Here is a 25,351-nt window from a genome sequence, read left to right as displayed (position 1 = left end):
GATGTTCCGAACGTGTGACGAACGGCCGATACGCTTTTGGCATGGTCTTGATCGACACGTCCGCCGTCCGCTGGTCCCTGCCCGAAGACGAGCGGCGCGGCAAGCCCCTCGTGGTGCTGCTTCACGGTGTGGGCTCGCACGAGGGCGACCTCATCGGGCTCGCGCCGTACCTCTCGCCGGAGTTCGCGTACGCGTCGCTCCGAGCCCCACTGCCCTACCCCGGCGCAGCGAACGGCAACGGCTGGTCGTGGTACCCGCTCTCGCAGCCGGGCACCCCCGACTACGCGCCGGTCGACGAGGCGGCTGACGCCGTGCTGGCGTTCATCGACTCGCTGGCAGGAGCCCACCCCGCCGTCTCGCTGCTCGGTTTCTCGCAGGGCGGCTCGCTCTCGCTGCAACTGCTGCGCAAGCGGCCCACCGTCTTCGATTTCGCCGTGGTGCTCGCCGGCTTCGTGGTGCCCGGTGCCACGTCCTCGGTCGACGACGCCGTCGCAGCCGCGCGGCCAAAGGTCTTCTACGGGCACGGCGACGCCGACCGGGTGATACCCGGCGACGCGGTCGAGCGCACCTCGGCCTGGCTCGCCGCGCACACCGATGTCGAAGAGAACGTCTACCCGGGGCTCGCCCACGGCATCTCGCAGGAGGAGCTCGACGACGTCAACGGCTTCATCGCCCGGGTGCACCCGGCCTGACCCGTCGCCGAGCGCGCGGGCGGCGGGTGGCTGGTGACGGGTGACGGGTGACGGGGGCAGGATGTCGTCATGACGACTTTCGTGGTGGGTGGCACGGCGACCGCCTCGCATCCTGCCGAGTCGGCAAACCTGCACGTAGCCGTGACGGCCACCGGCGACGACCGAGCCGGCGTCGCGCGCCAGGTATCGGAGGCGCACGCCGGGCTGCTCGCCGACCTCGATGCGCTGGGCGACTCGGCCCCGTCGCACACGTCGACCGGCCTCGTCAGCGACACGATCCGCGAGTACCGCCAGGGCCGTGACGAGCCAGTCGTGCAGGCCCGGGCGCGCGTCTCGCTCGACCTCGTCGTCACCGACTTCGTGCAGCTCGGCGCCCTCGGCGGCCGTCTCGCCGAAACCGAGCTGGTCGAGATCGACGGCCTCACGTGGCAGCTCCACCCCGCCACGCGTCGCGCCCTGGCCCGCTCGGCGCGGTTCGAGGCGGTGCAGGATGCCACGGATCGCGCCGCCGACTACGCCGCTGCTCTCGACGTGGGCGCCCCGCTGCTCGACCGCCTGTATGAGGAGGGGCTGCGACCCGGCGGCGGTGGTGGCAGCGGTGCCTTCGCGCGGGAGGCGATGATGATGAAGTCGGCCGCCCACGACGGGGCATCGTTCGACCTCACGCCGCCCGACATCGAGGTGACGGTCACGATCTCCGCCGACTTCACCGCCTGACGGGTTCGCCGGCGCCGCGGTCGCCACAGAGCACGAGCGCGAGATCGCACTTCGACCCGCCCGCCACCCCGATGCTCGGCTGAACTGCGATCTCGCAAGCGAGCCCCGGGCCCGTTTGGGCCTGCGCTACCCGCCCAGGCGGTTCAGCAGGTCGTAGAGGGTTGCCCGCTCGGCGTCGTCGAGCGACTCGAACGAGCCCACGAGGAACCGCTCGGCCACGGCGGTGCCGGCCGCCAGCATCGCCGCCCCCGCAGGCGTCAGCCGGTGCTCCACCCGGCGGCCGGACCCCGGAGCCCGCACGATGAGATCCTGCGCCGCCAGTCGCCCCGCGAGCGTGCCGAACGCCTGATCGCTCTGGAAGGTGGCCATCGCCAGTTCGTGCGCCGAGGCGCCGGGCTGCCGGGCGATGGCACGCAGGGCGTCCCACTGGGTCAGCGTCGTACCGATCTCGGCGAGCCGGCGGTCCATGGCGCGGTGGTGGCGCCACTGCGCCTGCTTGACGGCGCGGCCGAGTTCGAGAAGGGAGACCATGACCACAGTTTAGCAACTTGTTTATATCAACATGTTGATTTAGACTCGCCGACATGACCGAGACGACCACCAGAATCCTGACGCCCACCGACGGCGTCCCACTAACCCTCGACGACTTCGCGCCGTCCACCCCCGCGCCCGGCGCCCCCGCAGTGCTCGTGCTGCACGGCGGCGGCGGCCCCTTCACCGTCCGCGGCATCGCGCAGCATGCGGCCGACACCGGCCACCGCGCCCTCCTCCCCACGCTCCCCGGGTGGAACGGCGCGCCGCGCGCCGCGTCGCTGACCAGCGTCCCGGCCTACGCCACCCTCCTGCTCGACCTGCTGGCGGCCGAAGGGCTGACCGACGTCGTCGTGATCGGCTCGTCGCTCGGCGGCTGGCTCACGTCCGAGCTGGCGGCGCAGGATGCCACGCGGCCGGCCGGCGAGCCCGCTCGCGTCGGCGCCGCCGTGGTGATCGACGGCGCGGGTGTGAAGATCCCCGGCGAAGACTTCGTCCAGTTCTTCGCCCTCACCCCTCGTGAGATCGCCGAGCACTCGTGGCACGACGCCGACCGCTTCTTCGTCGACCCGGCCACGCAGTCGCCCGAGCAGATCGCCGCCCAGCGCGCGAACATGGCGACCATGGGCTCGATCGCGGGCGACCCCTACATGCACGACCCGTCGCTGCTCGAGCGCCTGCCCGGCGTCCAGGTGCCCACGCTGGTGCTTTGGGGCGAGAGCGACCGCGTCTTCCCGCCGAGCTACGGCCGCGCCTACGCCGAGGCCTTCGGCGACGCCCGCTTCGAGCTCATCGCCGAGGCCGGCCACCTGCCCCAGCTGGAGCAGCCCGAGCGCACGCTCGCCCGCCTCGACGCCTTCGTCGCCGCGCTCTAGCCCCTCCCGTTCTCCCTATAGGCAAACCCTTTCCGCACAGAAACTTCCTGTCGGCAGAGCGCTACCTATAGGTAAAACGGAGGCCATGCGCAAGACGGAGGGACGTCAGACGACGAGGGCGAGCTTGCCGCCGGGGTGTCCTCCGACGAGCAGCTCGAGCGCCTCGCGGGCGTCGTCGAACGGGAACGTCTTCGCCACGGGCACCACGAGATCGCCGGCCGCCGCGAGGTCGACCAAGTGCTGCCGGATCCCGTCGCGGAAGGCCGCGCTCGCGGGCATGGCCCCGCCGATCACGACGAAGCCGTCCTGCTCGGCGCGCCCGAAGGCGGCGATGCTGACGAGCTTCTGCGCGTCGTCGAGCAGGGCGAGCGACACGTCGACGGCCTCATCGGTGCCGACGCAGTCGAGCGCTGCGACGATGCCGTTCGGGGCGAGCGACCGCACCCGCTCGAGGAGGCCGTCGCCGTAGACGACGGCCGTGCCGCCGAACTCTTCGACGACCCCGAAGTTCTGCTCGCTCGCGGTGCCGATGACCTTGACGCCGACACGACGAGCCTGCTGCAGGACGCTCACGCCGACGGCTCCCGAAGCACCGTGCACCAGGATCGTCTCGCCCTCGGTCGCCTCGGCGACGTTCAGCATCTCGGCAGCCGTCGCGCCCGCCAGCAGGAGGTTCGCGGCGGCGGCCCAGTCGAGCGTGGCCGGCTTTGCGAAGACGTTCGCGTCGTCGACGGTCACCTGCGTGGCGTAGCCGCCGCTGAGGCGGAAGGCGAGCACCTCGTCGCCCACGGCCAGTTCGGAGTCGGGCCCGACGGCCGAAACGACTCCGGCGACCTCGTAGCCGATGGGGGCCGGGAGCTTCGAGGCATCCTGCCCGTTGATCACGCCCTTGGCGTCGGCCGGGTTCATGCCCACGGCCTTCACGTCGATCACGACCTGCTGCGAGCCGGGGGCGACGACATCGGCCTCCACCTTCTCGAGCCCGTCGAGGGTTCCGTACGAGGTCGCGATCCACTTCTCACCCATGCCCCCATCCAACACCACGCCCGTTCTCCCTATAGGTGACGCGCTTCCGCACAGAAATTTCCCTGCGGGAGGGCCGCACCTATAGGTAAAACGGGAGGGGCAGGGGTCAGGCGAGATGGAGGCGGGCGACGATCTCGTCGACCTCGACCGAGGCGGGGCGGCCCGTGTCGATCACGACCTGGCGCTCGTCCGGGCCGAGCGGCTCAAGCAACGCCAGCTGCGATCCGAGCAGGCTGGCCGGCATGAAGTGCCCGGGCCGCTGCGCCACGCGCACGGCGAGGAGGTCGGCCGCCGCGACCAGGTGCACGAACACCACGTTCGGCCCGCGCAGCACGTCGCGGTAGGCCCGCTTGAGCGCCGAGCAGGTGATCACGCCGGGCTGGCCGGCGTCCGTGTGCGTCCGGATCCACGAGGCGATCGCGTCGAGCCACGGCCAGCGGTCGGCATCGTCGAGAGGGATGCCGGCCGCCATCTTGGCCACGTTCGCCTCGGGATGCAGGCGGTCGCCCTCGGCGAAGTCCCAGCCGAGACGCGACGCGAGGAGCTCGGCCACGGTGGTCTTGCCCGATCCTGACACCCCCATGATCACGAGGACGGGCGGCGACTCGGCGGGGATGCTCACCGGGCCATTGTGGCAGGAGCCGTCAGTGCGTCGGTGTTCCGCCCGTCACCGCGATGGTCTCGCCCGAGACGTACGACGACTCCTGCGAGGCGAGGAAGACGAACGGCGGGGCCAGCTCGACCGGCTGGCCGGGGCGGCCGTAGGCGGCCTCTTCGCCGAACGACTCGATCTTCTCGACGGGCACGAAGGCGGGCTGCAGCGGCGTCCAGACCGGGCCGGGCGCCACGCCGTTGACGCGGATGCCGCGCTCGGCGAGTTGCTGGGCCATCGCTCGGGTCCAGTTGGCGATGCCGGCCTTCGACACCGCGTACTCGGCGAGCGACGGCGAGGGCACGAAGCCCTGGATCGACGAGGTCGTGATGATCGAGGCACCCGGCTTCAGGTGCTTCATCGCTGCCTTCGTCGTCCAGAACAGCGGGTAGATGTTCGACTTCAGCACGTGGTCGAGCGTCTTCGTCTCGAAGTCGTCGATGCTGTCGACGGTCGGCATGACACCGGCGACGAGGGCCAGGATGTCGAGGCCGCCGAGGGCTTCGACGCTCTTCTCGACGAGTTCGACGTTGTAGGCCTCGCTCTGCAGGTCGCCCGGGATCAGCACGACCGTTCGCCCCGCGTCCTGCAGGAGCTTTTCGACCTCTTTGGCCTGCGCCTCTTCTTCAGGCAGGTAGGCCAGCGCGACGTCGGCGCCCTCGCGAGCGAACGCGATGGCGACGGCGCGGCCGATGCCGGAGTCGGCGCCGGTGACCAGCGCTTTGCGGCCCGCCAGGCGGCCGTTGCCGACGTAGCTCGTCTCGCCGTGGTCGGGAGCGGGCTTCATGTCGTGGATGTCACCGGGGCCCGTCTGCTGCTGCTGTGCGAAGGGCGGCCCGGGGTACTGCTTGGTCGGGTCCTGGGGCGTGTACATCGTGTCGGTCATCACGCCTGTGTACGCGGGGCGGGGCGGGTCGCGCGCTTTCTTGTCCCCCGGCGCTGCGTGAGGCGGACGACGGCCACGACGACGAACGCGAGGGGCGCGGTGATCGCGACCACCCCGAATCCTGCGCCCGGCCCGGTCGCCTGATCGACCACGCCGCCGACGAAGTTGCCCAGAGCCATGGCCCCCACGATGAAGGCCGACGCCCACGACAGTGCTTCGGTGAAGACCTGGGGCGCCACCTCGTCGTGCAGCACACGGTTCGTCGAGATGGTGAACGGCGTGATGGTCGCCCCGGCGAACAGGCCGAGCGGGAACAGCCAGTACGGAGTCGGCGAGAGCGCCAGGATGCTCCAGAACAGGCCGAAGACCGCGCATGCCGCGATCAGGAGGCGGAAGGACGGCCAGCGCTCGGGCACGAGCCCCATCACGAAGCCGCCCGAGACGCTGCCGATCGAATACGCGGTGAGCACGAGGCCGGCGATCTCGGCCGCGCCGATGCTCGTCGTCCACGAGACCACCGTGACGTCGTTGACGCCGAACGTGATGCCGACGGCGACGCTCGAGAGCAGCACGCCGACGAGAGCCCGCGAGCGCCACGGTCGGAAGGCGTGCTTCGGCCCGTGATCGGGCACGGCCCGGTCGAGCACGGCCACCTCGCCGCCTCGGCGCAGCCACAGGCAGCCGACCACCCCGGTCAGCCCCGACAGGATCAGCCCCGCCGACGAGTTCACGGCACCCGCCACGAACGCCGCAAGGGCCGGGCCGAACACCCACACCAGCTCGTCGGCGATGGCCTCGAGCGAGAAGGCGGCCTGGAGGGAGCCGCCTGCGGGTCGCGAGCCCACCGGCGCGTCAGGATCCTGTGACTCAGCCAGCATTCCCGACCACCGCGCCCGCATGAAAGCCCCGATGGGCGCCACCGAGCCGCCCGCGAGCGCGGCCCCCGCGCAGACCACCACGAGCGGTGCTTCGAGCGCGCCCGCGACGATCAGCAGCGTGACGGCGGCAGGATGCGAGACGGCCGCGAGCAGCAAGGCGCCCCTCTGCCCCCGGCGGTCGGCGATCCTCCCGAAGAACGGGCTGACGGCCGCCATCGCCGCCGTGGCGATGCCCGAGGCGAGCCCCGCGGCTGCGAACGATCCCGACGTGGAACGCACGAAGAACAGCACACTGAAGCCGACGAAGGCCAGAGGCAGACGAGCGGTCAGGCCGGCGAGGAAGAGCGCACGGCGCTCGGGTGCAGCGAGCAGGCGGGTGTAGCCGCGGAGACCGCCCTTCGCAGCGGCGTCGGCCCGGTCGGGCGCGGGCGGCTCGGCCGACTCGGGCTCGAGGCTCACCAGCGCGAGTGGACGGCCCTGCGGAAGTACCGGTCGTACAGGCGCTCGGCGCGGTCGTGGAACTCTTCGCCCAGGTCGGGCACGTCACCGGCTTCGGCGTTGGCGCGGGCCTGCTCGACGTTGCGCGCCCCAGGGATCACGGTCGATACACCTGGCTGCTCGACGATCCACTTGAGGGCCGCCTGCGCGGTGCTGACCCCCTCGGGCGCGAGCTCGGCGAAGGCCTTCGCCGCCTCGACCCCCTGCTCGAAGTCGACGCCCGAGAACGTCTCGCCCTGGTCGAAGGCCTCACCGTGGCGGTTGAACGAGCGGTGGTCGTTGGGCGCGAACTGCGTCTCGGCGGTGTACTTGCCGCTCAGCAGACCGCTGGCGAGCGGCACGCGCGCGATGATGCCGACTCCCGCTTCGACGGCTGCGGGCAGTACCTCGTCGAGCGGCTTGAGGCGGAAGGCGTTCAGGATGATCTGCACGGTCGCGAGGTTCGGCCGCTCGATCGCAGTCAACGCCTGGGCGGTCTCCTCGACGCTCACCCCGTAGGCGGCGATCGCTTCGCGCTGCACGAGCTCGTCGAGGGCGTCGTAGACCGCGTCGCTCTCGAACACGGCGGTGGGCGGGCAGTGCAGCTGGACGAGGTCGAGAGTGTCCTGGCCGAGATTGCGACGCGACCGGTCGACCCACTGGATGAAGTTCGCGCGGCTGTAATTCTCGGGATCCTGGGGCTCGCGACGGCCCATCTTGGTCGCGACCGTCAGCGGGGCGTCCTCATTGCTCTTGCGCCACTGCCCGATCGTCTTCTCGCTGCGGCCGTCGCCGTACACGTCGGCGGTGTCGAAGAAGGTGACGCCCGCCTCCGAGCTCGCGTCGAGCACGGCGAACGCGGCCTGCTCGCTGACGTCGCCCCAGTCGCCGCCCAGCTGCCAGGTGCCGAGCCCGATCACTGAGACTTCGCGAGCGGTGCGGCCGAGACGTCGTTGTTCCATGCGTCGAGCCTAGGCCCGGCCGGGTGGTGCGCGGCCCGGTGGCGCCCGGCCGGGTGACGCCCGCGGCGGCGGCGCCCCGGCACGCGGCCGCCCCCGCCGCGGCGGCACCCCGGCACGTGGTCGCCCCCGCGGCCCGCGGCGCAATCGAGCAGCGGTTTTGCTTTTGGGCCGCTCAACTACGAAGTTGAGCACCACGCCGCTCAACTACGGACTTTTAGGCCGCTCAACTACGTAGTTGAGCATCCTGAAACGAAAAGCGCTACCCGGAAGCGGCGACACCGACGGCAACAACAGCAATGCCGGCACCGGCCGCACCGACGGACGCAGCCGGCGCCCGGTCGGCGGAGCGGCGGAGCGGCGGAGCGGCGGAGCGGCGGCGCGGCGGAGCGGCGGCGCGGCGGAGCGGCGGCGCGCCGGTCAGCCGAGGCGGCGCGCACCGGCGGCAGCAGCGGCGTGGGCCGCCTCGAGCTCGGCGTGCTGGCGCGCGACCTCTTCGGCGGGGCCGCCGAAGCGCTCGGTCAGGGTGCGGGTGTCGACGATCGTCTCGACCTGCATGCCGAGGGCGCCCTGCAGGATCAGGGTCAGGGCCGGCAGCGCGTGGTCGTCGAACTCGGTCGGCGTGCCCTGGTCGTACACGCCGCCGCGCGTCGACACGAGCACGGCGGGCCTGCCCTTCATCGGCTGCGTCATGTCGGCGCCGAAGGGTGCGGTCACGCTCGGCACGTGGATGTAGTCGACCCAGGCCTTCAGAGTCGACGGCATCGAGTAGTTGTAGAGCGGCACCCCGATCAGCAGCACGTCGGCGGCGAGCAGCTGGGCGATGATCTCGTGCTGCAGGGCCTCCTGCGCCGGGTCGACCTGCGACCCCTCGGGGCGGAGCGCCGCGGGGAAGTGCAGGTCGGCGTTCGACAGGTGCGGCAGCTGCTCGCGGTGGAGGTCGCGATACACGACCGTGTGGTCGTCGCCGAGCGAGCGCCAGGCGTCGGTGAAGCTCGCCGTGATGGCGCGCGAACGGGAGCCGTGGAGGTCGGCGGACGAGTCGAGGTGCAGAAGGCTGGGCATGCCCTCACGTTAGCCATTCCGCAGCCGTCGCGGGGCTGAACCCGATGTCAGTGGCAGGGGCAGGATTCAAGGACCATGGCAGACGTCCTCGACCGCTTCTCTCCCGCGACCGCAACGTGGTTCCGCGGCGCGTTCGCGCGGCCGACGCACGCGCAGGAGGGCGCCTGGGAGGCCATCGCGAGCGGGCACAACGCACTGGTCATCGCGCCGACCGGGTCGGGCAAGACGCTGGCGTCCTTCCTGTGGTCGATCGACAAGCTGGCGTCGTCTCCTCCGCCGGATGCCGCGTCTCGTGAAGAAGCCCGGATGCATCGAACCAGGGTGCTCTACATCTCGCCGCTCAAGGCGCTCGGCGTCGACGTCGAGCGCAACCTCCGCTCGCCGCTCGTCGGCGTCACGCAGACCGCGCGGCGGCTCGGCACCGAGGCCCCCGAGATCAGCGTGGGGGTGCGATCCGGTGACACCACGTCGGCCGACCGACGCCTGCTGCAGCGCACCCCGCCCGACATCCTGATCACGACACCCGAGTCGCTCTATCTGATGCTGACGAGCGCCGCGCGAGAGAACCTCCGCGGGGTCGAGACGGTCATCGTCGACGAGGTGCACGCCGTGGCGTCGACCAAGCGCGGTGCGCATCTGGCGCTGTCGCTCGAGCGGCTCGACGACCTTCTCGACGAGCCCGCGCAACGCATTGGCCTGTCAGCGACGGTCCGGCCGCCCGAAGAGGTCGCGCGCTTCCTGGGTGGCCGCACGCCCGTCACGATCGTCGCGCCCGCCTCTGAGAAGAAGTTCGACCTGCGGGTCGTCGTGCCCGTCGACGACATGACCGAGCTCGGCACCGCCGCCCCCCTCGAGGGCTCCGCCGCCGGCCAGGCGCCGCAGGGGTCGATCTGGCCGCACGTCGAAGAGGGCATCGTCGACCTGATCCTCGAGCACCGGTCGACGATCGTCTTCGCGAACTCGCGACGGCTGGCCGAGCGCCTGACGGCCCGGCTCAACGACATCTACATCGAGCGCACCTTCGGGCCCGACGCCGCGGCCTTCGACGAGGCCGACGGCGCCGACGGCGCGCTCGTCACCGTGGGCGCAATCGAGGGTGCTGGCGCGACCGGCGACGACGAAGACATCGCCGCCACGCGCCGCCCGGGCGGCAACGACCTGGCCGCACGCCCCCAGCCGATCGGCTCCTCACCTGCCCAGCTGATGAGCTCGGGCCAGACCACCGGCGCCGAGCCTCTCCTGGCCCGCGCCCACCACGGCTCGGTCAGCAAAGACCAACGCGCGATGATCGAGGACGACCTGAAGAGCGGCCGCCTCCGCTGCGTCGTCGCGACGAGCTCTCTCGAGCTCGGCATCGACATGGGCGCCGTCGACCTCGTGATCCAGGTCGAGTCGCCGCCGTCGGTCGCGAGCGGGCTGCAGCGCGTCGGCCGCGCCGGGCACCAGGTCGGCGAGACGTCTCGGGGTGTGCTCTTCCCCAAGCACCGGGCCGACCTCATCCACTCGGCCGTCGCCGCCGAGCGCATGGTCCAGGGGCTCATCGAAGAGCTGCAGATGCCGCAGAATCCTCTCGACGTGCTCGCCCAGCAGACCGTCGCGGCGGTCGCCCTCGACGAGATCAACGCTGACGAGTGGTTCGACACCGTGCGCCGCAGCGCGCCCTTCATGAACCTCCCGCGGTCGGCCTACGACGCCACGCTCGACCTGCTGAGCGGCAAATACCCTTCCGACGAGTTCGCCGAACTGCGCCCCCGCATCGTCTGGGATCGCGTCCACGGCACCCTCACCGGTCGCCCCGGCGCCCAGCGCCTCGCCGTCACGAGCGGCGGCACGATCCCCGACCGCGGGCTCTTCGGCGTCTTCATGGTCGGCGAGAAGGCCGCTCGCGTCGGCGAGCTCGACGAAGAGATGGTCTACGAGTCGCGCGTCGGCGACGTCTTCGCCCTCGGTGCGACGAGCTGGCGCATCGAAGACATCACCCACGACCGCGTGCTCGTCTCCCCCGCCTTCGGCCAGCCCGGCCGCGTGCCGTTCTGGAAGGGCGACGGCATCGGCCGACCCGCCGAGCTCGGCCGCGCGATCGGCGCCTACACGCGCGAGCTCGCCAATTCGAGCGAGCAGGAGGCGACGGCTCGGGTCGTCGCCGGCGGTCTCGACGAACGCGCCGCCCGCAACCTGCTCGCCTTCATCACCGAGCAGCGCGAGGTCGCCGGTCACGTGCCGACCGACACCACCCTGGTCGTCGAGAGGTTCCGAGACGAGCTCGGCGACTGGCGCCTGATCCTGCATTCCCCCTACGGCATGCGCGTCCACGCGCCTTGGGCCCTGGCAGTCAGCGGCAGGATCCGAGACCGGCTCGGCATCGACGGCTCGGCCATGGCCGCCGACGACGGCATCGTCGTCCGCATCCCCGACACCGACGCCGAGCCGCCCGGAGCCGACCTCTTCACGTTCGACCGAGACGAGCTCGACGCGATCGTCACCGAGGAGGTCGGCGGCTCGGCGCTCTTCTCGTCGCGCTTCCGCGAGTGCGCCGCGCGCGCCCTGCTGCTGCCTCGGTACAACCCCGGCAAGCGGTCGCCGCTCTGGCAGCAGCGCCAGCGCGCCTCGCAGCTGCTCGACGTGGCACGGAAGTTTCCGACCTTCCCGATCGTGCTCGAAGCCGTGCGCGAGGTACTTCAAGACGTCTACGACCTGCCCGCGCTCATGCAGCTGACCGACCAGCTCGCCCGCCGCGAGGTGCGCGTGGTCGAGACCGAGACCGAGGTTCCGTCACCGTTCGCCCGGTCGCTGCTGTTCGGCTACGTCGCCGCGTTCATGTACGAGGGCGACTCTCCCCTCGCCGAGCGCCGCGCAGCCGCGCTGTCGCTCGACTCGACGCTTCTCGCCGAACTGCTCGGCCGCGCCGAGCTGCGCGAGCTCCTCGACGCCGGCGTCATCGAACAGCACGAGCTCGAGCTGCAGCGGCTCCTGCCCGATCGTCGGGCGCGCGACTTCGAGGGTGTTGTCGACCTGCTGCGCCTCCTCGGGCCGCTGTCGACGACCGAGATCGTCGAGCGCAGTTGGCTGGCCGACGCAGCCGCAGGCGACGGCGACGGCGCCACCGCCGCGACCGTCGAGCTCGACGAGGCGCTGTCGGGGCTGGCGCGAGCGAATCGCATCCTGCGCTTCACGCACTCCGGGGTCGAGCGCTGGGCGGGCATCGAAGACGCCAGCCGCCTGCGCGACGCCCTCGGGGTGAACCTGCCGATCGGCGTGCCCTCGGCCTTCATCGAGCCCGTCGACGACCCGCTCGGCGACCTGGTCGGGCGCTTCGCCCGCACCCACGCGCCATTCGCACCGGTCGATGTGGCTCAGCGACTCGGGCTCGGGACGGCCGTCGTGCTCGAGACCCTCCGCCGGCTCGGCACACAGCGCCGCGTGGTCGAAGGCGAGTTCCGGCCCGACCGCCAGGGCAGCGAATGGTGCGACGCCGAGGTGCTGCGGCGCCTCCGCAGCCGGTCGCTTGCGGCGCTGCGGCACGAGGTCGAGCCGGTCTCGGGCGACACGCTCGGCCGCTTCCTGCCGGCGTGGCAGCACGTCGCCACAGGCACCAAGGGCTCGGGGCTGCGCGGCCTCGACGGCGTGCTGCAGGTCGTCGACCAGTTGAGCGGGGTCGCCCTGCCGGCATCGGCGTGGGAGTCTCTCATCCTGCCGGCCCGGGTCACCGACTACACGACCGGCATGCTCGACGAGCTGACGGCGACCGGCGAGGTCATCTGGGCCGGCGCGGGCGCGCTGGCGGCCAACGACGGCTGGGTCGGGCTGCACCTCGCCGACGGCGCGCAGGTCACCCTGCCCGAGCCGCAGGGAGACGAGACCACCGAGCTGCAGCGCGAGGTGCTCGCAGCTCTCGCCGGCGGCGGCGCCTACTTCTTCCGGCAGCTCGCCGACGCTGTGGGCTCCACGGCCACGTCGCCGGTCACCGACGACGCGCTCGTGACGGCGATCTGGGATCTCGTCTGGCAGGGCCAGATCACCAACGACACCTTCGCGCCGCTGCGCATCCAGGTCGGCGGTCGCGCACCGCGACCGCGCACGCCGAGCCGATCGCGCGCCTCTTACCGAGGCCGGGTGCCGCGCTCGGCCCTGCCGCGCCACGCCGGGCCGCCGACAGTCGGCGGCCGCTGGTCGCTGCTGCCGCTCGCCGAGCCGGACACGACCGTGCGCGCTGCGGCGCAGGCCGAACTGCTGCTCGAACGCCACGGCGTCGTCACCCGCGGTGCCGTGCAGAACGAGGGCGTGCGCGGCGGCTTCTCGACCGTCTACAAGGTGCTGTCGTCGTTCGAAGAGACCGGCCGCGCCCGCCGGGGCTACTTCGTCGAGGGCCTGGGCGCGGCCCAGTTCGCGACCGGGCCCACCGTCGACCGGCTGCGCTCGTTCGTGCGCGACGACGACCGAGAGGGCGACGAGGCGCTGCAGGATGCCGGGCGCGGCCGCTCCGTCACCGTGGTCACGCTTGCGGCGACCGACCCCGCGAACCCCTACGGTGCCGCCCTCCCGTGGCCGAACGACGCCGAGGCCGACGGCCCGCGCGGCCACCGGCCCGGCCGAAAGGCCGGTGCCCTCGTCGTGCTGGTCGACGGCCGGCTCGTCGTGTACGTCGAGCGCGGCGGCAAGTCGACGCTGACCTTCGGCGACCCGAGCGAGCGCGACCTCGCTGCTGCGGCGACGTCGATCGCGGCGGTCGTCCGCGGACACCTCGGCCGGCTCGCCATCGAGCGCGTGGACGGCGAGTTCGTGCTGGGCACCCCCTTCGGCGACGCCCTCCGCGAGGCCGGCTTCGCGCCGACGCCCAGCGGCGTCCGGCTGCGCTCATGACGGGCCTGCGCTCATGACGGGCCTGTGCTCATGACGGGCTTGTGGGAGCGGGGCGCCCGTGCCTGAGGGCGACACCGTCTACCGCGCGGCGAAGAACCTCGACGCGGTGCTGCACGGCGCCACCCTCACGAAGTCCGACTTCCGAGTGCCGGCGTTCGCCACCGTCGACCTCGCGGGCGAGGTCGTCGACGACGTCGTCAGCCGCGGCAAGCACCTGCTCCACCACATCGGCGACGTCACACTGCACACCCACCTCAAGATGGAGGGCTCCTGGCACGTCTACCGTCACGGCACGAAGTGGAAGCGCCCCGCCTACCAGGCGCGCGTCGTGCTCGAGACGGCCGAGTGGGTGGCGGTCGGCTTCGACCTCGGCATCGTCGAGCTGGTGCCGCGCGACGCCTCTGACTCGGTGGTCGACTACCTCGGGCCCGACCTGCTCGGGCCCGACTGGGACGCGAGCGTCGCGCTCGACAACCTGACCCGTGATCCTGATCGCCCCATCGGGCTCGCCCTGCTCGACCAGCGTGTGCTCGCCGGGGTCGGCAACGTGTACCGCAACGAGCTCTGCTTTCTGCGCGGCGTGCTGCCGACGCGGCCGGTCGGCGAGGTCGACGACCTGCCGAAGACGATCGACCTCGCGTACCGGCTGATCCAGGCCAACAAGGATCGCGTCGACCGCACCACGACCGGCACCCTCCGCGGCGCCACCGACTGGGTCTACGGCCGGGCCGGGCGCCCCTGCCTGCGGTGCGGCACGAAGATCCTGCGCGGCACCCTCGGCGAGTCCGAGCTCGAGCTGCGCGACACCTACTGGTGCCCGCACTGTCAGACGTAGGTCGCGTGTCGGCTTGTTACGACGTCAGGCGCGGCCGACGGGGAGTGCGCCTAGCGTCGTCGTCACCATCCCCGGCGCCCTGCCGACCCGACGACGAGAGGCACTCATGCCCGAGACGACCACCACCATCGACGACCAGGTCGCGACCTTCAACGAAGGGTTCACCGCACAGATCGGACCGGACCTGAGCGCGGTGTTCGCGGCCGAGCAGGCCGCGCTGACTGAGAGCGGCCTGCCCGCCGATGCGGTGGCCGCAGGAGACACCTTGCCCGCGGCGGCCCTCCTCGATTCTGCCGGCAGCTCCGTGTCGCTCGGCGACGCCCTCGGCGACGGGCGGACCGTGCTCGTCTTCTACCGCGGCTCGTGGTGCCCCTACTGCAACCTCACGCTGAAGCACTACCAGGAGGCGCTGCTGCCCGAGCTGACACAGCGTGGCGTGAAGCTCGTCGCGATCAGCCCGCAGACGCCGGAGGCATCCGACCTGGCCGTCTCGAACGGCGGCCTCGAGTTCACGGTGCTGACCGACCCCGGCAACGCGCTCGTGCGTCAACTCGGCATCCTGACCGAGCCGTCCGCCGATGCTCGCAAGGCCCACGCGGCGCTCGGCTTCGATGTCGCCGACAGCAATGCCGACCAGACGGGCGACATCCCCTACCCGACGGTGCTCGTGGTCGAAGCGGACGGGCGCGTCGTCTTCGCCGACGTCCACGTGGACTACACGACGCGCACCGAGGTGCCCGCGCTCCTGGCCGCCGTCGACGCGTGACGCGCGCCGAAGCCGGCCCCGGGGGCTACTTCGACGCGTTCGCCATGATGTACGCGAGCATGTACGTGCGCGAGTCGCCGTTGTCGATGTCCGTGCTCAGCAGCTTCTTCGCGACCGCGAGGGCCGACCGTGCCGCAGCCGGGCTCGCGAGCGACTCGTACATCAGCACGTAGTCGACGAGCGTGGCGTCGGATCCTGCCGAGAGGGCCGTCTTGACGAGCGACTGGATGTGCGCCGCGCCGCCGCCCCGGGCCGAGCCGAGGTACGACGAGACCGGGCTCATCGGGATCAGCTGAATGCCGATGATCGCGCTCGGGGCCGCCGAGAACCAGGTGGCGTAGTCGCGCTTGCCGCCCCAGTTGAGCGACACCATCGAGTGGTCGAAGCCGTCGAACTGCGAGCCCACAAGCGACGGGTTGACGTAGTAGGCGAGAGCCGACGCGGCCTCTCCGCTGAGCATCCACGCGGCCTCGGCGGCCAGCGGCCTGTCGCTCGAAGCGGCGGCCCAGAGTGACAGCCCGGTCCACGCGTTGACGGCCTCGGAGGACGACTCCTGGTTGTTGCCGTCGGCGAACTCCGAATAGCCGGACGCCCAGCTGTGCGAGAAGTACGGATCGTACATGCGGGTGTCGGGGAAGTACTCGCCCGACTCGGAGTGCGTGTTCGTGGCGATATCGGCGGCCAGCAGGTTCATGACCGGCGCCCACTTCTTCGCGAGCGACGGAGTGTTCTGCGCCACGACGCCAGCGGCGTAGAGGAAGTAGCCGTAGTGGAAGTGGTGGTCGTTGTCGAGCTCGGAGCCGAACGAGTTGACGAGGCCGACGACCGTCTTGAGCTTCGGGTCGTAGACGAAGCACTCCTGGCCGCGAGTCGTGCAGCCGCCCGGCTGCATCCACTTGTCGAGCTCGGCCGTCAGCTTCGCCGTCAGCGTCGCGGCCGAGGTCTTGTCGCCGAGTTGCCGAGCGATCTGCAGCAGCATCGCGGCGCGGTAGAGCGTCTTGCCGCCGTAGTAGGTGTCGGTCGCGAACGTCGGCAGGGTGGCGACGTCGACCTTCAACTGCGACTTCAGCGTGGCGGTGTCGGCCGCCGAGATCGACGTGAGGTCGAGCGATGAGGTCGGCTTCACCGTCGGGGTGGTGAACGTGAGCCCCGTCGAGGCGCAGACGGGGACGGTGCCGTAGATCGTCCTGTAGGTGAGGCTCTGGCATCCTGACGACGCCGCCGCGTCGCCCTGGTGCGGCAGCGGCACGACGAGGGTCTTCGACCTGCCCGCCGTCAGGTACGAGAGCGAGGTCTGCTGCCCCTTGGACGTCGCCTTGTACGCCGTCCTCACCGAGGCCAGCGGTGACGCCGCGGCAGCCGTCAGCGTGTCGAGCTGGCCGGGCGACGTGCCGACAGGCACCGGGAAGAGCACGAGGCTCTGCCCCGAGGCGAGGGAGACGCCGGATGCCGAGAACGACCCGGACGTGACGACGGCCCACTTCTGACCGGCGGCCGTGAGGGTGCCTCGGGTGAACGATCCCGACTTCGAGGTGTCGGTGACCGGAGCGTTGAGAGTGGCGGTCTGCGACTTCGCGGCGACGTAGGAGACGAGCGGCGACCCCTCGGCCAGGGTCGTGTGCCCGACCACGCTCGATCCTGCCTTCTGCTCGAGGGTCACCGAGACGGAGTCGTAGCGGCTGACGATCTGGCTGGTCGCGCCGATGCCGACAATGACCTGCTGGACGGCCTCGCCGAAGAGGGTGTTGGTCGTGCCGGTCGCCGTGGGCAGACCTGCCGCGAAGCCCGATGCGGTCTCCTGGAACGAGATCGGGAAGGGGAAGACGGCCATCGCGGTGTCGCCGAAGACGAGCCCCGAGAACCACCGGTTGGTGGGCGGCGTGAGGCCGGAGGCCAGTTGCATCGTCGTCGCCGGGGCGATCGACTTCTGTGGCAGCGCCTTGACGAGCGGGGCGACGGTCGAGTCGCCGAGCACGGTCGACGACGCGTCGGCGGCCGACGGCTTCGACGAAGAAGAAGAGCCGGAGCCCGAGCCGAGGGAGGGCGACGACCCGCCCGTGGTGCAGGCGCTCACGAGGAGGGCCGTGGCTGCGGCGAGAGCAAGAGCGGCACCGAGTGTGCGTCGACGGATGGCTACAGACCGATCTTCTGGACGAAGGCGAGGAGGGCGTCCTGAGGCCCGGCGAGGATGCCGTCCTGCCGAAGGTGCAGCGTCGCCGTCACCGGCGTGCCCGAGTTGACGAGCCCCGAGTAGGCGCCCTGCACGAGGTACTTGCTCGAGACCTGGATCGCGGTCTGCGCGTCGCCGTTGGTGGTCTGCACGGTGACCTGCTTGACCTTCCCGCTGATCGTCGTCTGGTTGGGCAGAGTCACGTCGACTTCGGCACCCGTGCGGATGCGCTCGTAGTCGCGGGGCGACAGCATGTAGTCGCCCTCCACAGAGAGGCTGTCCGAGCGATCGATGGTCGCGAGGTCGGCGCCGGCGCTGACGAAGCCGCCTGCCTTGGTGTCGATCGCCGAGATCTTGCCGGGCACGGTGGCGCGGAAGGTCATGGTGCCGTCTTTCGTGACCGAATAGCTGGCGCTGTCGTAGCTGAGGAGGCCCACCGAGACGTCCTGGAGCACCGAGAGGCTCTTGATCGTGAAGAGCGGCTCGCCCTTCTTGACCGTGTCGCCCACGTTCACGTACTGATTGACGACGTTGCCGGCATAGTCCGTGCCGATCTTGTACTCCTCGGCCTCGATCGAGGCGCTGGTCGAGATGACCTGCGAGTTGCGCTGCGTGAAGATCACGAAGAACACCAGGATCAGAGCGAGCACTAAGATGAGGCCCACGATCAGCTTGGCGCGATTGGCCCAGGTCATGAGGCGACCCTCTCGCCGGCGTGGCGTGCGAGCAGAGCGCCCGCGCGGGGGATGGTGTCTTCGACGTCGTCGACCAGCAGTGCGACCTCGTCGCGCGTGCGGGGCACGGGGCGCGAGATCTGCGTGCGCAGCGGAGCCTGTGCAACGGTAGCGGCCGGGGCCGGCAGGACGAACGCCTCGACGGCACCGGCGTTCTCTGCCGCGTTCTGGCGCTTGAGCTGACGCCCCTCGCGCCAGGCCACGACCATGAACGACATCAGGATGCCGGTGTTCAGCAGATTCCAGATGGTCGCCAGGGTCACGACGCCGTTCTGCATGTCGCGGTAGATCGCGACGAACGAGGTGAAGAACAGGAAGACGAAGAACAGCACCTGGGGGATGATGAAGTTGAAGGGCGACTTCGCCTTGCCCTTGCGGCCAGTGACGCTCCAGCCCTCGTCCTTGCCGGTGATGACGTTCCACAGAGCCTTGACGTAGATCGGGAACGAGACCGTCGAGAGCATCAGCACCTCGTAGCGGAACGACCCCAGCGTGTACGTCGCCAGCACGATCTGCATCACATAGAAGCCGCAGTAGTACAGCAGCCACTGCACGATCGTGATGTGCAGGTTCATCGGCCGCAGGTCGAAGTAGATCTCGAGCGGCGGCACGAGCAGCAGCAGAAGGGGCGCGATGCCCGTCATGTAGTTCGTCGCAGTGACGAAGTACTGCAGACGTTGGTCCATCGTCAGCTTGTGCTTCGGCGAGAACGGGAAGTGCTGGAAGAGGATCTCGAAGCCACCGGTCGCCCAGCGCAGCTGCTGCTTGGAGTAGGCCTCGATGGTCTCGGGCGCGTCACCGACGGCCAGGGTCATCGGGATGTAGATCGAGCGCCAGCCGCGCTCGTGCAGGTGGAGGGACGTCCAGACGTCTTCCGACTTCGAATCGGTGACCATGCCGCCGATGTCGTCGATGGCCGCGCGACGGAAGATGACGTTCGTACCCACGCAGAACGCCGCGTTGAAGCGGTTGCGGCCCGGCTGGATGAACTTGTAGAAGACGGCCTGCATGTAGCCGGCACCGCGCGACACGAGCGACACGAGGTTGCCGTAGGCCTGCGGGGTCTGCACGAAGGCGACCTTCTCGTCGATGAAGAAGGGGACGGTCTCGTGCAGGAAGAGCGGCTTCGGCACGAAGTCGGCGTCGAAGATGGCGTAGAAGTCGCCCTTCGCCAGCGACAGGGCGTGGTTCACGTTGCCCGCTTTGGCGCCGTGGTTGGTGAGGCGTCGCACGTAGCGAGCGTTGTACCGGGCCGTGAGGTCGCGGACCTCGTCGCTCGCGCCGTCGTCGAGGATCCACGTGCGGTGCTCACCCTGCAGGGCGAGAGCTGCGACGAGCGTGGCCTCGATCTTCGAGATCTCCTCGCCGTACACGGTGATGAAGACGTCGACGAGCTGACGGTGACCGTCGATCACGATCGGCCAGAGGTGCGGCTGGTCACGGACCCCGAGTCGCCCGATCTCGACCTCGTCGTAGAGGAGATCCTGCGCCTGGAAGAAGTCGAACTCGCGCGGGTCGGAGCCTCCCGAGAGGATCGTCCACATCGAGAGAAGGGCCTGGATGACCACGATGGCCTCGGCGACGATCACCATGATGTAGGGGATCAGGTCGCCGCGGTTGGCGGGGTTCAGCAGGAACGAGCCGTAGAGCAGGATGCCGAGGGTGCAGACGAGCACCAGCAGCAGCATCACCGGCGAGTGCGTGCGGCCCTCGGGGCGACCGGCCGCGGTGATGTGCTCGGTCGTGTGCGCCTTGCGAGTGCGGGCGGGTTTGCGCGTCGAGAGCTCGGCCTCGAGGCGCTGGCGCTCGAAGGCGAGGCGGGACTCGGCGCGGGTGACCGGCGGCAGGGCGCGCGTTGGCACTTCTGTGGCGCGTCGACGGGCAGGGCTGTGTGAAGACATGCGGAGCTCTCCTCGTTCGGGGCATCGGAGACGCCTGACGCGGAGGGCGACGGGTGTGGACGCAGTCGACCGCGGCAAGCGGGAGTCGGCGGCGGCGACGACGGGAAGACATCCGAATCGGCGGTTTCGGGCGCCGATGCGGATGTTCGAGCGGGCCGGTTTCGGGTCGGCCCGTGGAGTTGTCTCAGCGTAGTGGCACGTCCACCGAAGGGGGGACCCCCGTTCGGGGGTCGGACGTGACGCCCGTATGAACTGTTGCCGTCTTTACGGCTGCCTCACCCCGGGGGATCACCCGTTGACAACGCTTACCCACCCGCTGAGGAACTCGGCGCCGGCCTCGTCGTGGATGGCCCCCGTCTCGCTCACCAGGATCGGATACGCCTTCTCGGGCACGCCGTCGGCCGGTCGCACGTCGACGTGCGCCACGTCGTAGCCGTGCTCGTCCAGCCAGTCGGCCATGGCGTAGTCGCTGCGCGAGTCGCCCATCGTGCGCCACGCGAGAGGCAACGGGCCGTCGAGGGCGAGCAGCTCGAGGGCACGCCGGGCGCCGAGGTCTTTGCCGAGCACGACGGATTCGATGTCGCTCGAGATGATCGTGGGGTCGATGCGCCACTGGACCTGCCCGTTGGCATCCTGCCGCACGTCGTCGAGGCGCCGGACGCCGTAGCCGCGCTCGATGAGGGCCGCCATCGCGCGCGCGTCGAACGTCTTCTGGATCGGCAGGTAGGTCGCAGTGTCGATCGACGTGAGCTGCTCGACCGACACCATCGCGCGCTTCGTGTGATCGAAGAACACGCTGCCGCCGAACTCGGCACTCACCAGCTCGTCCATCTCGACGGCGAAGTCGTGGGGCATCGCCAGAGACTCGTCGACCCGGATCTGCCCCATGCCCTCGCCGCCGAACTGCGGCCCGATCGAGAACCACACCGCGCCCTTCTCGCAGACGCCGTGCACGCGCGAGAAGGCCGGCAGCCCGGCGTCGAGCAGCGGGATCACGACCTCGTTGCGGATGAACGTGTCGGACCGACCCGTGTTGAAGATCAGCGGGATGCCGGCGGTCGCCAGGGCGACGAGGTCGCGGGTGATCTCGGGCAGGTTGATGCTGCGCGTGATCGGGCTGGCGATCGGCCCGTCGACGTCGAGGAGGAGCCCGAGGGCGGGGGCGGCGGTCGCAGTAACGGTCACTCGTCGATTATCGCGGGTTCGGTGACGTCGAGCTCCCGCGGGCGACAACGGCGAGCCCTACTGACGAGTGCGGTCGGTTCCGGGCGGAACGGTCGATCCGGATCGACCGCTTTGCGTGAAGTCGACCGGAGTCGGGGCGGGACACCGCAGGCTGCGCGCAAGCCTGCCGGCCGCGGGCCGGAAGACAAACAGAGCGAACGCTACGAGGCGTACTCCAGCTCGGGCTCGACGACGGACTGGCTGAAGATGAGCTCTTGGTAGGCGACCTCTTCGGCCTGCTTCTTGGCCTTGCGGAGGCGCAGGTCGCGGCAGCGCGCGGGCTCGCCCGAGGGGGCGGCGCCGGCGAAGGCCGGGATCAGCTCGACCACGCGCGCCTCGACGCGGTCGCCGAGGTCGGCGAAGAAGCGCTCGCGGTCGGGCAGAGCGAAGAATCGCGCCTCGTCGGCAGCACGCCAGAGATCCCGTGCAAGCTCGGCGTAAGCGTTCATGGCCCGACCCCCGTCGTCGATCATCTGGTGTGTGATAAGTCCACCGCATCGGGCGCCGGACCGCGTCAGCCTCCAGGCTGATCCTTGAAGCTGTGGCCTCCTACCGAGAGACCAAAGAAGCGAGTATGAGAGCGACGACGGCGGGCACGAACTGCACCACCGCCGCTCGCCGGTAGGCCCGCCCGGTGGAGGCGAGCACGATGCCGGCGACGGCCATGCAGCCGGTGCCGAAGATGACGAGCGTCTTGCCGGCGACGAATTCCCCGCCGTGGCCCTCGAGCAGGAAGATGCCGACGATGACCCCGACGGCGAGCGCGAGGTTGTAGAAGCCCTGGTTGTAGGCCATCGGCCGGATGGTGTCGGCCTCGGCCTGGGTGCCGATGTCGAAGCGCGCGTAGACCGCCGGCCGCGACCACAGCACGCTTTCGAACAGGAAGAAGACGATGTGCAGCAGGCTCGCCAGAGCCGCGACCAGCTGGGCGATGATCAGCATGAGGGCTCCACGCGACGAGCATGACGCGTCGAGATGCCACGGGCCGACAGGCGACGGCGTGTCGCCGGCATTCCCGCGGCCACGCCCGAAATGCCTCAGACGGCCCGGTGCCCTCCGCCGTCGGTCTGGTCGAGCACGGCTCGCGCCGCGAGCCGCAGCACGACGTGCACGTCGCAGTCACGATCGGTGGCGATCGCCGAGCCGAGACCTGCGGTCAGGGCTGCACTGGCGGTGCCGATGGTCTCGATCACGTCAGCCTGCCGTTCAGTGAGAGGGACGTCGCACAGCCCGTCGACGAGCTCGACGAGGCAGCGGTCGCTTGCGTCTCTCGCATCCTGCCCGCCGTCGACCGATGCCGTGGCCACCGCGACGAGCGCGAGGGCGAGTGATGCCGCCTCTGCCTCGGTGAGCTGATCCATGCGGTGGACGGTACGCCGTGTCGGGGCCCGCGTCGGAGGCAATGGTCAGGTGCGGTGAACCTTTCGCCGCCCCGCCTCGTGTGATCTAGTGGCACCGGCAACAGACGGAGCACCGACGAACGGCACGAGGAGCAGCGATGGTCGACAGCGACGCGCAGCTGCTTCGTGCGCTCCACGACGAACACGCGCCCGCGCTCTGGCGCTACGTCGTCGGCCTGACCCGCGATGACGCGCTGGCGCACGACATCGTCCAGGAGACCCTCTTGAAGGCCTGGAAGAAGCCGAGCGTGCTCGACCAGAGCGAGTCGTCGGCTCGAGCCTGGCTCTTCACGGTGGCACGCAACATGGTCATCGACGATCGACGAAGCGCCCGGCACGCGCACGAGTATCCGACCGAGTTCTTGCCCGAGACGCCGACGCCGGACTCCACCGACGCCCTGCTCGAGCAGTGGAGCGTCGCCGATGCGCTCGCGTCGATCGGCCTCGAGCACCGCACGGTGATCGTGCACGCCTACTACGGCGGCCGCTCGGTCGCCGAGATCGCCCGCGAGCTCGACGTGCCGGAGGGCACGGTCAAGTCGCGGCTGCACTACGGGCTGAAGGCCCTGCGCCTCGCCATGCAGGAGAAAGGGGTCACGCGATGAGCGACGACCGCTACGCCGACTGGGACGCCGCCTACGTGCTCGGCGCCCTCGCCCCGTCCGAGCGCCGGGAGTACGAAGAGCACCTCACCGTCTGCGACGAGTGCTCGGCGGCCGTCACCTCGTTCGCCGCGATGCCCGGCCTTCTGGCCGCGGTGCCGCGCGACGAGGCCCTGGCCATGCTCGACGACGGTCCGGCCCGGCACGACGAGAGCGCGCACGACAGGGCGGGCGCAGGATCCGACGCCCGCCCTGTCGTGTCTCGCCCCGAGATCCTGCCGATTCTCGCTGCCCGCGTGAGGCGCACCCGCCGTCGCCGCCTCACCGCCGTGGTCGCCGCCTCGCTGGCCGCGGCCGCCGTCGTCGCCGGCGCGATCGTCGTGCCGCCCCTCGTGACGTCGCCGCACCCCACCTCTCAGGTGGCGCTGCGCGCCGCCGTGCCGAGTGCGCTCACCGCGACCGTCGGCTTCACCACCGAGCGCTGGGGCACCAGCATCACGATGGCCTGCGCGTACCACGGGGCGAGCGAGGGCTCAGGATCGACGGGAGACGACAGCTGGACGTACGGCCTCTACGTCACCGACCGTGCCGGCACGACCGTCCGAGTCTCGACCTGGACGGCCGACCCCGGGTCGGACGTCGTGACGACGGGCTCGGTCGACACCGCCCTGCCGCAGCTGAGCCGCGTCGAGGTGCGCAACGAAGTGAGCGGCGCCGTGCTGCTGTCGAAGAACCTCGGCTGAGGTGCGGGCTCAGGCGGCGAGCGTCAAGCCGTGTGGCCCGCGACTCCGGCGACGACGCCGACGAAGGTGAAGATGACGGCGATGAACCCGATCGCGACGACGGCGATCGACACCCACATCGGCAGCCAGCCCCGACCCGACCGACGGTGCACGACGATCGTGCGGCCGATCACGTAGACCAGCGACGCGAACGGCGTCAGCAGCGAGAAGAACGCGAACGCCCAGTGGAAGGGCCTGACGACGCCGGCCCGCGACAGCTGTCGCCAGTCGAGGAAGGCGAGGACGATGGTGATCGCCGCAACCACCAGGTCGATGATCTGCGTGACGCCCTGCCCCGACGGCAAGGCGATGTTGGTGTCCGGGTTGCCGCTCTGGCCCTCTTCGAGGATCTTCTGGAGGAAGGGCTGGTAGCTCGGGATCGTGATGATCGCGACGACCAGCGAGATGATCGGCAGGAGGGCGATGACCCAGATGCGCCAGGTGACGACCTTCGCGCCCTCGGGGGCTTTCGGGAACTCGCGGGCGTGCGGGTACGGGCTCTGGCCGAAGCCGCCGTAGGGCTGCGCGCCGTACTGCTGCCCGTAGGGCTGCGGGCTCTGGCCGTAGGGCTGCTGCTGGCCGTACGGCACGCCGGGCGCCTGCTGGCCGTACTGCCCCTGCTGGCCGTACGGCTGTTGCTGGCCGTACTGCCCCTGCTGGCCGTACGGCTGTTGCTGGCCGTACGGCTGTTGCTGGCCGTACGGCTGCTGGCCGGAGAGCTCCTGGCCGGAGGGCTCCTGTCGGCCGTAGGGCGTCGCCTGGCCAGGCTGCTGAGCCGGTGCCTGCTGGCCGTAGGGCTCTTGGGCCGCAGGCTGCTGGGCGGCGGGCTGCTGCGAGGCGGCCTGCTGGTAGCCGGGGATGCGCTCGCCGTAGGCCGGGCGATCGTCGGCTGCGGGGGTGGCCTCGGCCGCCGTCGGCACTGTCGTCTCCGGCTCGGTGACAGACGCAGGCGCGGGCACAGACGCGGGCGCGAGGGTCTGCTCAGGCTGTTCGGCCGCCTGCGGCGCCGGGGTGTGCTGGTGGAGGGGAGCCTGCGGCTCGGGGCCGCGCACATGCTCCGTCCACGAGCGGCCGTCCCACCAGCGGTAGCCGGGTTCTCCGGACGGGTTGGGGTACCAGCCGGGCTGCGGCAGTGCGTTTCCGGTCGAGTCGGTCACGGGGAGTCCTTCGTGTCTGCGCGATCTCGCGCGATGCGGCGGCGGGCGGGCGACGCGCCCACCCCTGTCGGTTTCCATCCAGCCTAGGTCCGGCTTGCTTGCAGCGACCAGAGAACGTCGCGCCTCGCGCACCCCCAGAGTGGGAGGAGGGGTCCCTGGCTC

At 70.6% G+C, this 25,351-nt stretch carries 23 protein-coding genes; 8 read left to right on the top strand and 15 right to left on the bottom strand.

Going from position 1 to position 25,351, the window contains the following annotated elements; genetic code table 11:
- Positions 1 to 41: 41 nt before the first annotated feature.
- Both AX769_RS05355 and AX769_RS05350 read left to right on the top strand, forming a co-directional pair.
- A complete protein-coding gene (locus tag AX769_RS05355; protein ID WP_066276776.1) occupies positions 42 to 692 on the top strand; it encodes an alpha/beta hydrolase in 651 nt (216 codons plus the stop codon).
- A gap of 69 nt (positions 693 to 761) precedes the next feature.
- A complete protein-coding gene (locus AX769_RS05350; RefSeq protein WP_066276771.1) occupies positions 762 to 1,409 on the top strand; it encodes an SIMPL domain-containing protein in 648 nt (215 codons plus the stop codon).
- 126 nt (positions 1,410 to 1,535) lie between these two features.
- On the opposite strand, the gene AX769_RS05345 is transcribed toward AX769_RS05350, so the two are convergent.
- On the bottom strand, positions 1,536 to 1,940 hold the full coding sequence (locus AX769_RS05345) for a MarR family winged helix-turn-helix transcriptional regulator (protein ID WP_066276769.1): 405 nt from the start codon (positions 1,938 to 1,940) through the stop codon (positions 1,536 to 1,538).
- Between the two features lie 53 nt (positions 1,941 to 1,993).
- Between AX769_RS05345 and AX769_RS05340 the strand changes: the two genes are divergently transcribed.
- Positions 1,994 to 2,815 carry an alpha/beta fold hydrolase gene (locus tag AX769_RS05340; RefSeq protein ID WP_082763503.1) on the top strand — a complete coding sequence of 274 codons (822 nt, stop codon included), beginning with the start codon at positions 1,994 to 1,996 and terminating at the stop codon, positions 2,813 to 2,815.
- Between the two features lie 105 nt (positions 2,816 to 2,920).
- Here the strand turns inward: AX769_RS05340 and AX769_RS05335 are convergent, their stop codons facing one another.
- The 6 genes from AX769_RS05335 to AX769_RS05310 form a co-directional block, all read right to left on the bottom strand.
- Positions 2,921 to 3,841: an NADP-dependent oxidoreductase gene (locus tag AX769_RS05335; RefSeq protein WP_066276767.1), complete on the bottom strand. Its 921-nt coding sequence runs from the start codon at positions 3,839 to 3,841 to the stop codon at positions 2,921 to 2,923.
- 106 nt (positions 3,842 to 3,947) lie between these two features.
- Complete coding sequence (locus AX769_RS05330; RefSeq protein ID WP_066276765.1) at positions 3,948 to 4,463, bottom strand: gluconokinase; 516 nt, start codon at positions 4,461 to 4,463, stop codon at positions 3,948 to 3,950.
- A gap of 22 nt (positions 4,464 to 4,485) precedes the next feature.
- Positions 4,486 to 5,379, bottom strand: a complete 894-nt coding sequence (locus tag AX769_RS05325) for an SDR family oxidoreductase (RefSeq protein WP_066276763.1) — start codon at positions 5,377 to 5,379, stop codon at positions 4,486 to 4,488.
- Complete coding sequence (locus AX769_RS05320; protein WP_066276760.1) at positions 5,379 to 6,716, bottom strand: MFS transporter; 1,338 nt, start codon at positions 6,714 to 6,716, stop codon at positions 5,379 to 5,381. The genes AX769_RS05325 and AX769_RS05320 overlap by 1 nt, the downstream gene beginning before the upstream one ends.
- The gene (locus AX769_RS05315) at positions 6,713 to 7,696 is read right to left on the bottom strand and encodes an aldo/keto reductase (RefSeq protein ID WP_066276759.1); all 984 of its coding nucleotides are present in this window, start codon (positions 7,694 to 7,696) and stop codon (positions 6,713 to 6,715) included. Before AX769_RS05315 ends, AX769_RS05320 begins: the two co-directional genes overlap by 4 nt.
- A 417-nt stretch (positions 7,697 to 8,113) precedes the next feature.
- Positions 8,114 to 8,758, bottom strand: coding sequence for an FMN-dependent NADH-azoreductase (locus tag AX769_RS05310; RefSeq protein ID WP_066276757.1), 645 nt, complete (start codon positions 8,756 to 8,758; stop codon positions 8,114 to 8,116).
- Positions 8,759 to 8,833: 75 nt separating this feature from the next.
- Between AX769_RS05310 and AX769_RS05305 the strand changes: the two genes are divergently transcribed.
- From AX769_RS05305 to AX769_RS05295, 3 genes are all read left to right on the top strand, one after another.
- Positions 8,834 to 13,618, top strand: coding sequence for a DEAD/DEAH box helicase (locus AX769_RS05305; protein ID WP_066276755.1), 4,785 nt, complete (start codon positions 8,834 to 8,836; stop codon positions 13,616 to 13,618).
- A gap of 58 nt (positions 13,619 to 13,676) precedes the next feature.
- The gene (locus AX769_RS05300; protein ID WP_066276751.1) at positions 13,677 to 14,453 is read left to right on the top strand and encodes a DNA-formamidopyrimidine glycosylase family protein; all 777 of its coding nucleotides are present in this window, start codon (positions 13,677 to 13,679) and stop codon (positions 14,451 to 14,453) included.
- 106 nt (positions 14,454 to 14,559) lie between these two features.
- Positions 14,560 to 15,219 (top strand): peroxiredoxin-like family protein, encoded by a 660-nt coding sequence (locus AX769_RS05295; protein WP_066276748.1) that lies wholly within the window; start codon positions 14,560 to 14,562, stop codon positions 15,217 to 15,219.
- 25 nt (positions 15,220 to 15,244) lie between these two features.
- Here AX769_RS05295 and AX769_RS05290 read toward each other — a convergent pair whose 3' ends face one another.
- The 7 genes from AX769_RS05290 to AX769_RS05260 form a co-directional block, all read right to left on the bottom strand.
- Positions 15,245 to 17,293, bottom strand: coding sequence for a glycosyl hydrolase (locus tag AX769_RS05290; protein ID WP_066276744.1), 2,049 nt, complete (start codon positions 17,291 to 17,293; stop codon positions 15,245 to 15,247).
- A gap of 59 nt (positions 17,294 to 17,352) precedes the next feature.
- Positions 17,353 to 18,084, bottom strand: coding sequence for an HlyD family efflux transporter periplasmic adaptor subunit (locus AX769_RS05285; protein ID WP_066276740.1), 732 nt, complete (start codon positions 18,082 to 18,084; stop codon positions 17,353 to 17,355).
- Positions 18,081 to 20,024 carry a glycosyltransferase gene (locus AX769_RS05280; RefSeq protein ID WP_082763502.1) on the bottom strand — a complete coding sequence of 648 codons (1,944 nt, stop codon included), beginning with the start codon at positions 20,022 to 20,024 and terminating at the stop codon, positions 18,081 to 18,083. Before AX769_RS05280 ends, AX769_RS05285 begins: the two co-directional genes overlap by 4 nt.
- 288 nt (positions 20,025 to 20,312) lie before the next feature.
- Entirely contained in the window at positions 20,313 to 21,209 is an 897-nt protein-coding gene (locus AX769_RS05275) for a hypothetical protein (RefSeq protein WP_066276739.1), read from the bottom strand.
- Positions 21,210 to 21,409: 200 nt separating this feature from the next.
- Positions 21,410 to 21,721: a hypothetical protein gene (locus tag AX769_RS05270; RefSeq protein ID WP_066276736.1), complete on the bottom strand. Its 312-nt coding sequence runs from the start codon at positions 21,719 to 21,721 to the stop codon at positions 21,410 to 21,412.
- Positions 21,722 to 21,797: 76 nt separating this feature from the next.
- The gene (locus AX769_RS05265; RefSeq protein WP_066276734.1) at positions 21,798 to 22,190 is read right to left on the bottom strand and encodes a DUF1304 domain-containing protein; all 393 of its coding nucleotides are present in this window, start codon (positions 22,188 to 22,190) and stop codon (positions 21,798 to 21,800) included.
- A 95-nt stretch (positions 22,191 to 22,285) separates the two neighbouring features.
- Positions 22,286 to 22,609 carry a hypothetical protein gene (locus AX769_RS05260; protein ID WP_066276732.1) on the bottom strand — a complete coding sequence of 108 codons (324 nt, stop codon included), beginning with the start codon at positions 22,607 to 22,609 and terminating at the stop codon, positions 22,286 to 22,288.
- Positions 22,610 to 22,746: 137 nt separating this feature from the next.
- Here AX769_RS05260 and AX769_RS05255 point away from each other — a divergent pair, with 137 nt between their 5' ends.
- Both AX769_RS05255 and AX769_RS23695 read left to right on the top strand, forming a co-directional pair.
- Entirely contained in the window at positions 22,747 to 23,253 is a 507-nt protein-coding gene (locus AX769_RS05255) for a sigma-70 family RNA polymerase sigma factor (protein ID WP_066276728.1), read from the top strand.
- Positions 23,250 to 23,993 carry an anti-sigma factor gene (locus AX769_RS23695; RefSeq protein WP_066276725.1) on the top strand — a complete coding sequence of 248 codons (744 nt, stop codon included), beginning with the start codon at positions 23,250 to 23,252 and terminating at the stop codon, positions 23,991 to 23,993. Before AX769_RS05255 ends, AX769_RS23695 begins: the two co-directional genes overlap by 4 nt.
- Positions 23,994 to 24,016: 23 nt before the next feature.
- On the opposite strand, the gene AX769_RS05245 is transcribed toward AX769_RS23695, so the two are convergent.
- Positions 24,017 to 25,189: a DUF2510 domain-containing protein gene (locus AX769_RS05245; RefSeq protein WP_066276722.1), complete on the bottom strand. Its 1,173-nt coding sequence runs from the start codon at positions 25,187 to 25,189 to the stop codon at positions 24,017 to 24,019.
- Positions 25,190 to 25,351 lie beyond the last annotated feature (162 nt).

The sequence above is a fragment of the Frondihabitans sp. PAMC 28766 genome (genome assembly GCF_001577365.1).
GTDB lineage: Bacteria > Actinomycetota > Actinomycetes > Actinomycetales > Microbacteriaceae > Frondihabitans.
The sequence above is the reverse complement of the archived record's forward strand: the minus strand, read 5'-3'. Positions and strand labels throughout refer to the sequence as shown.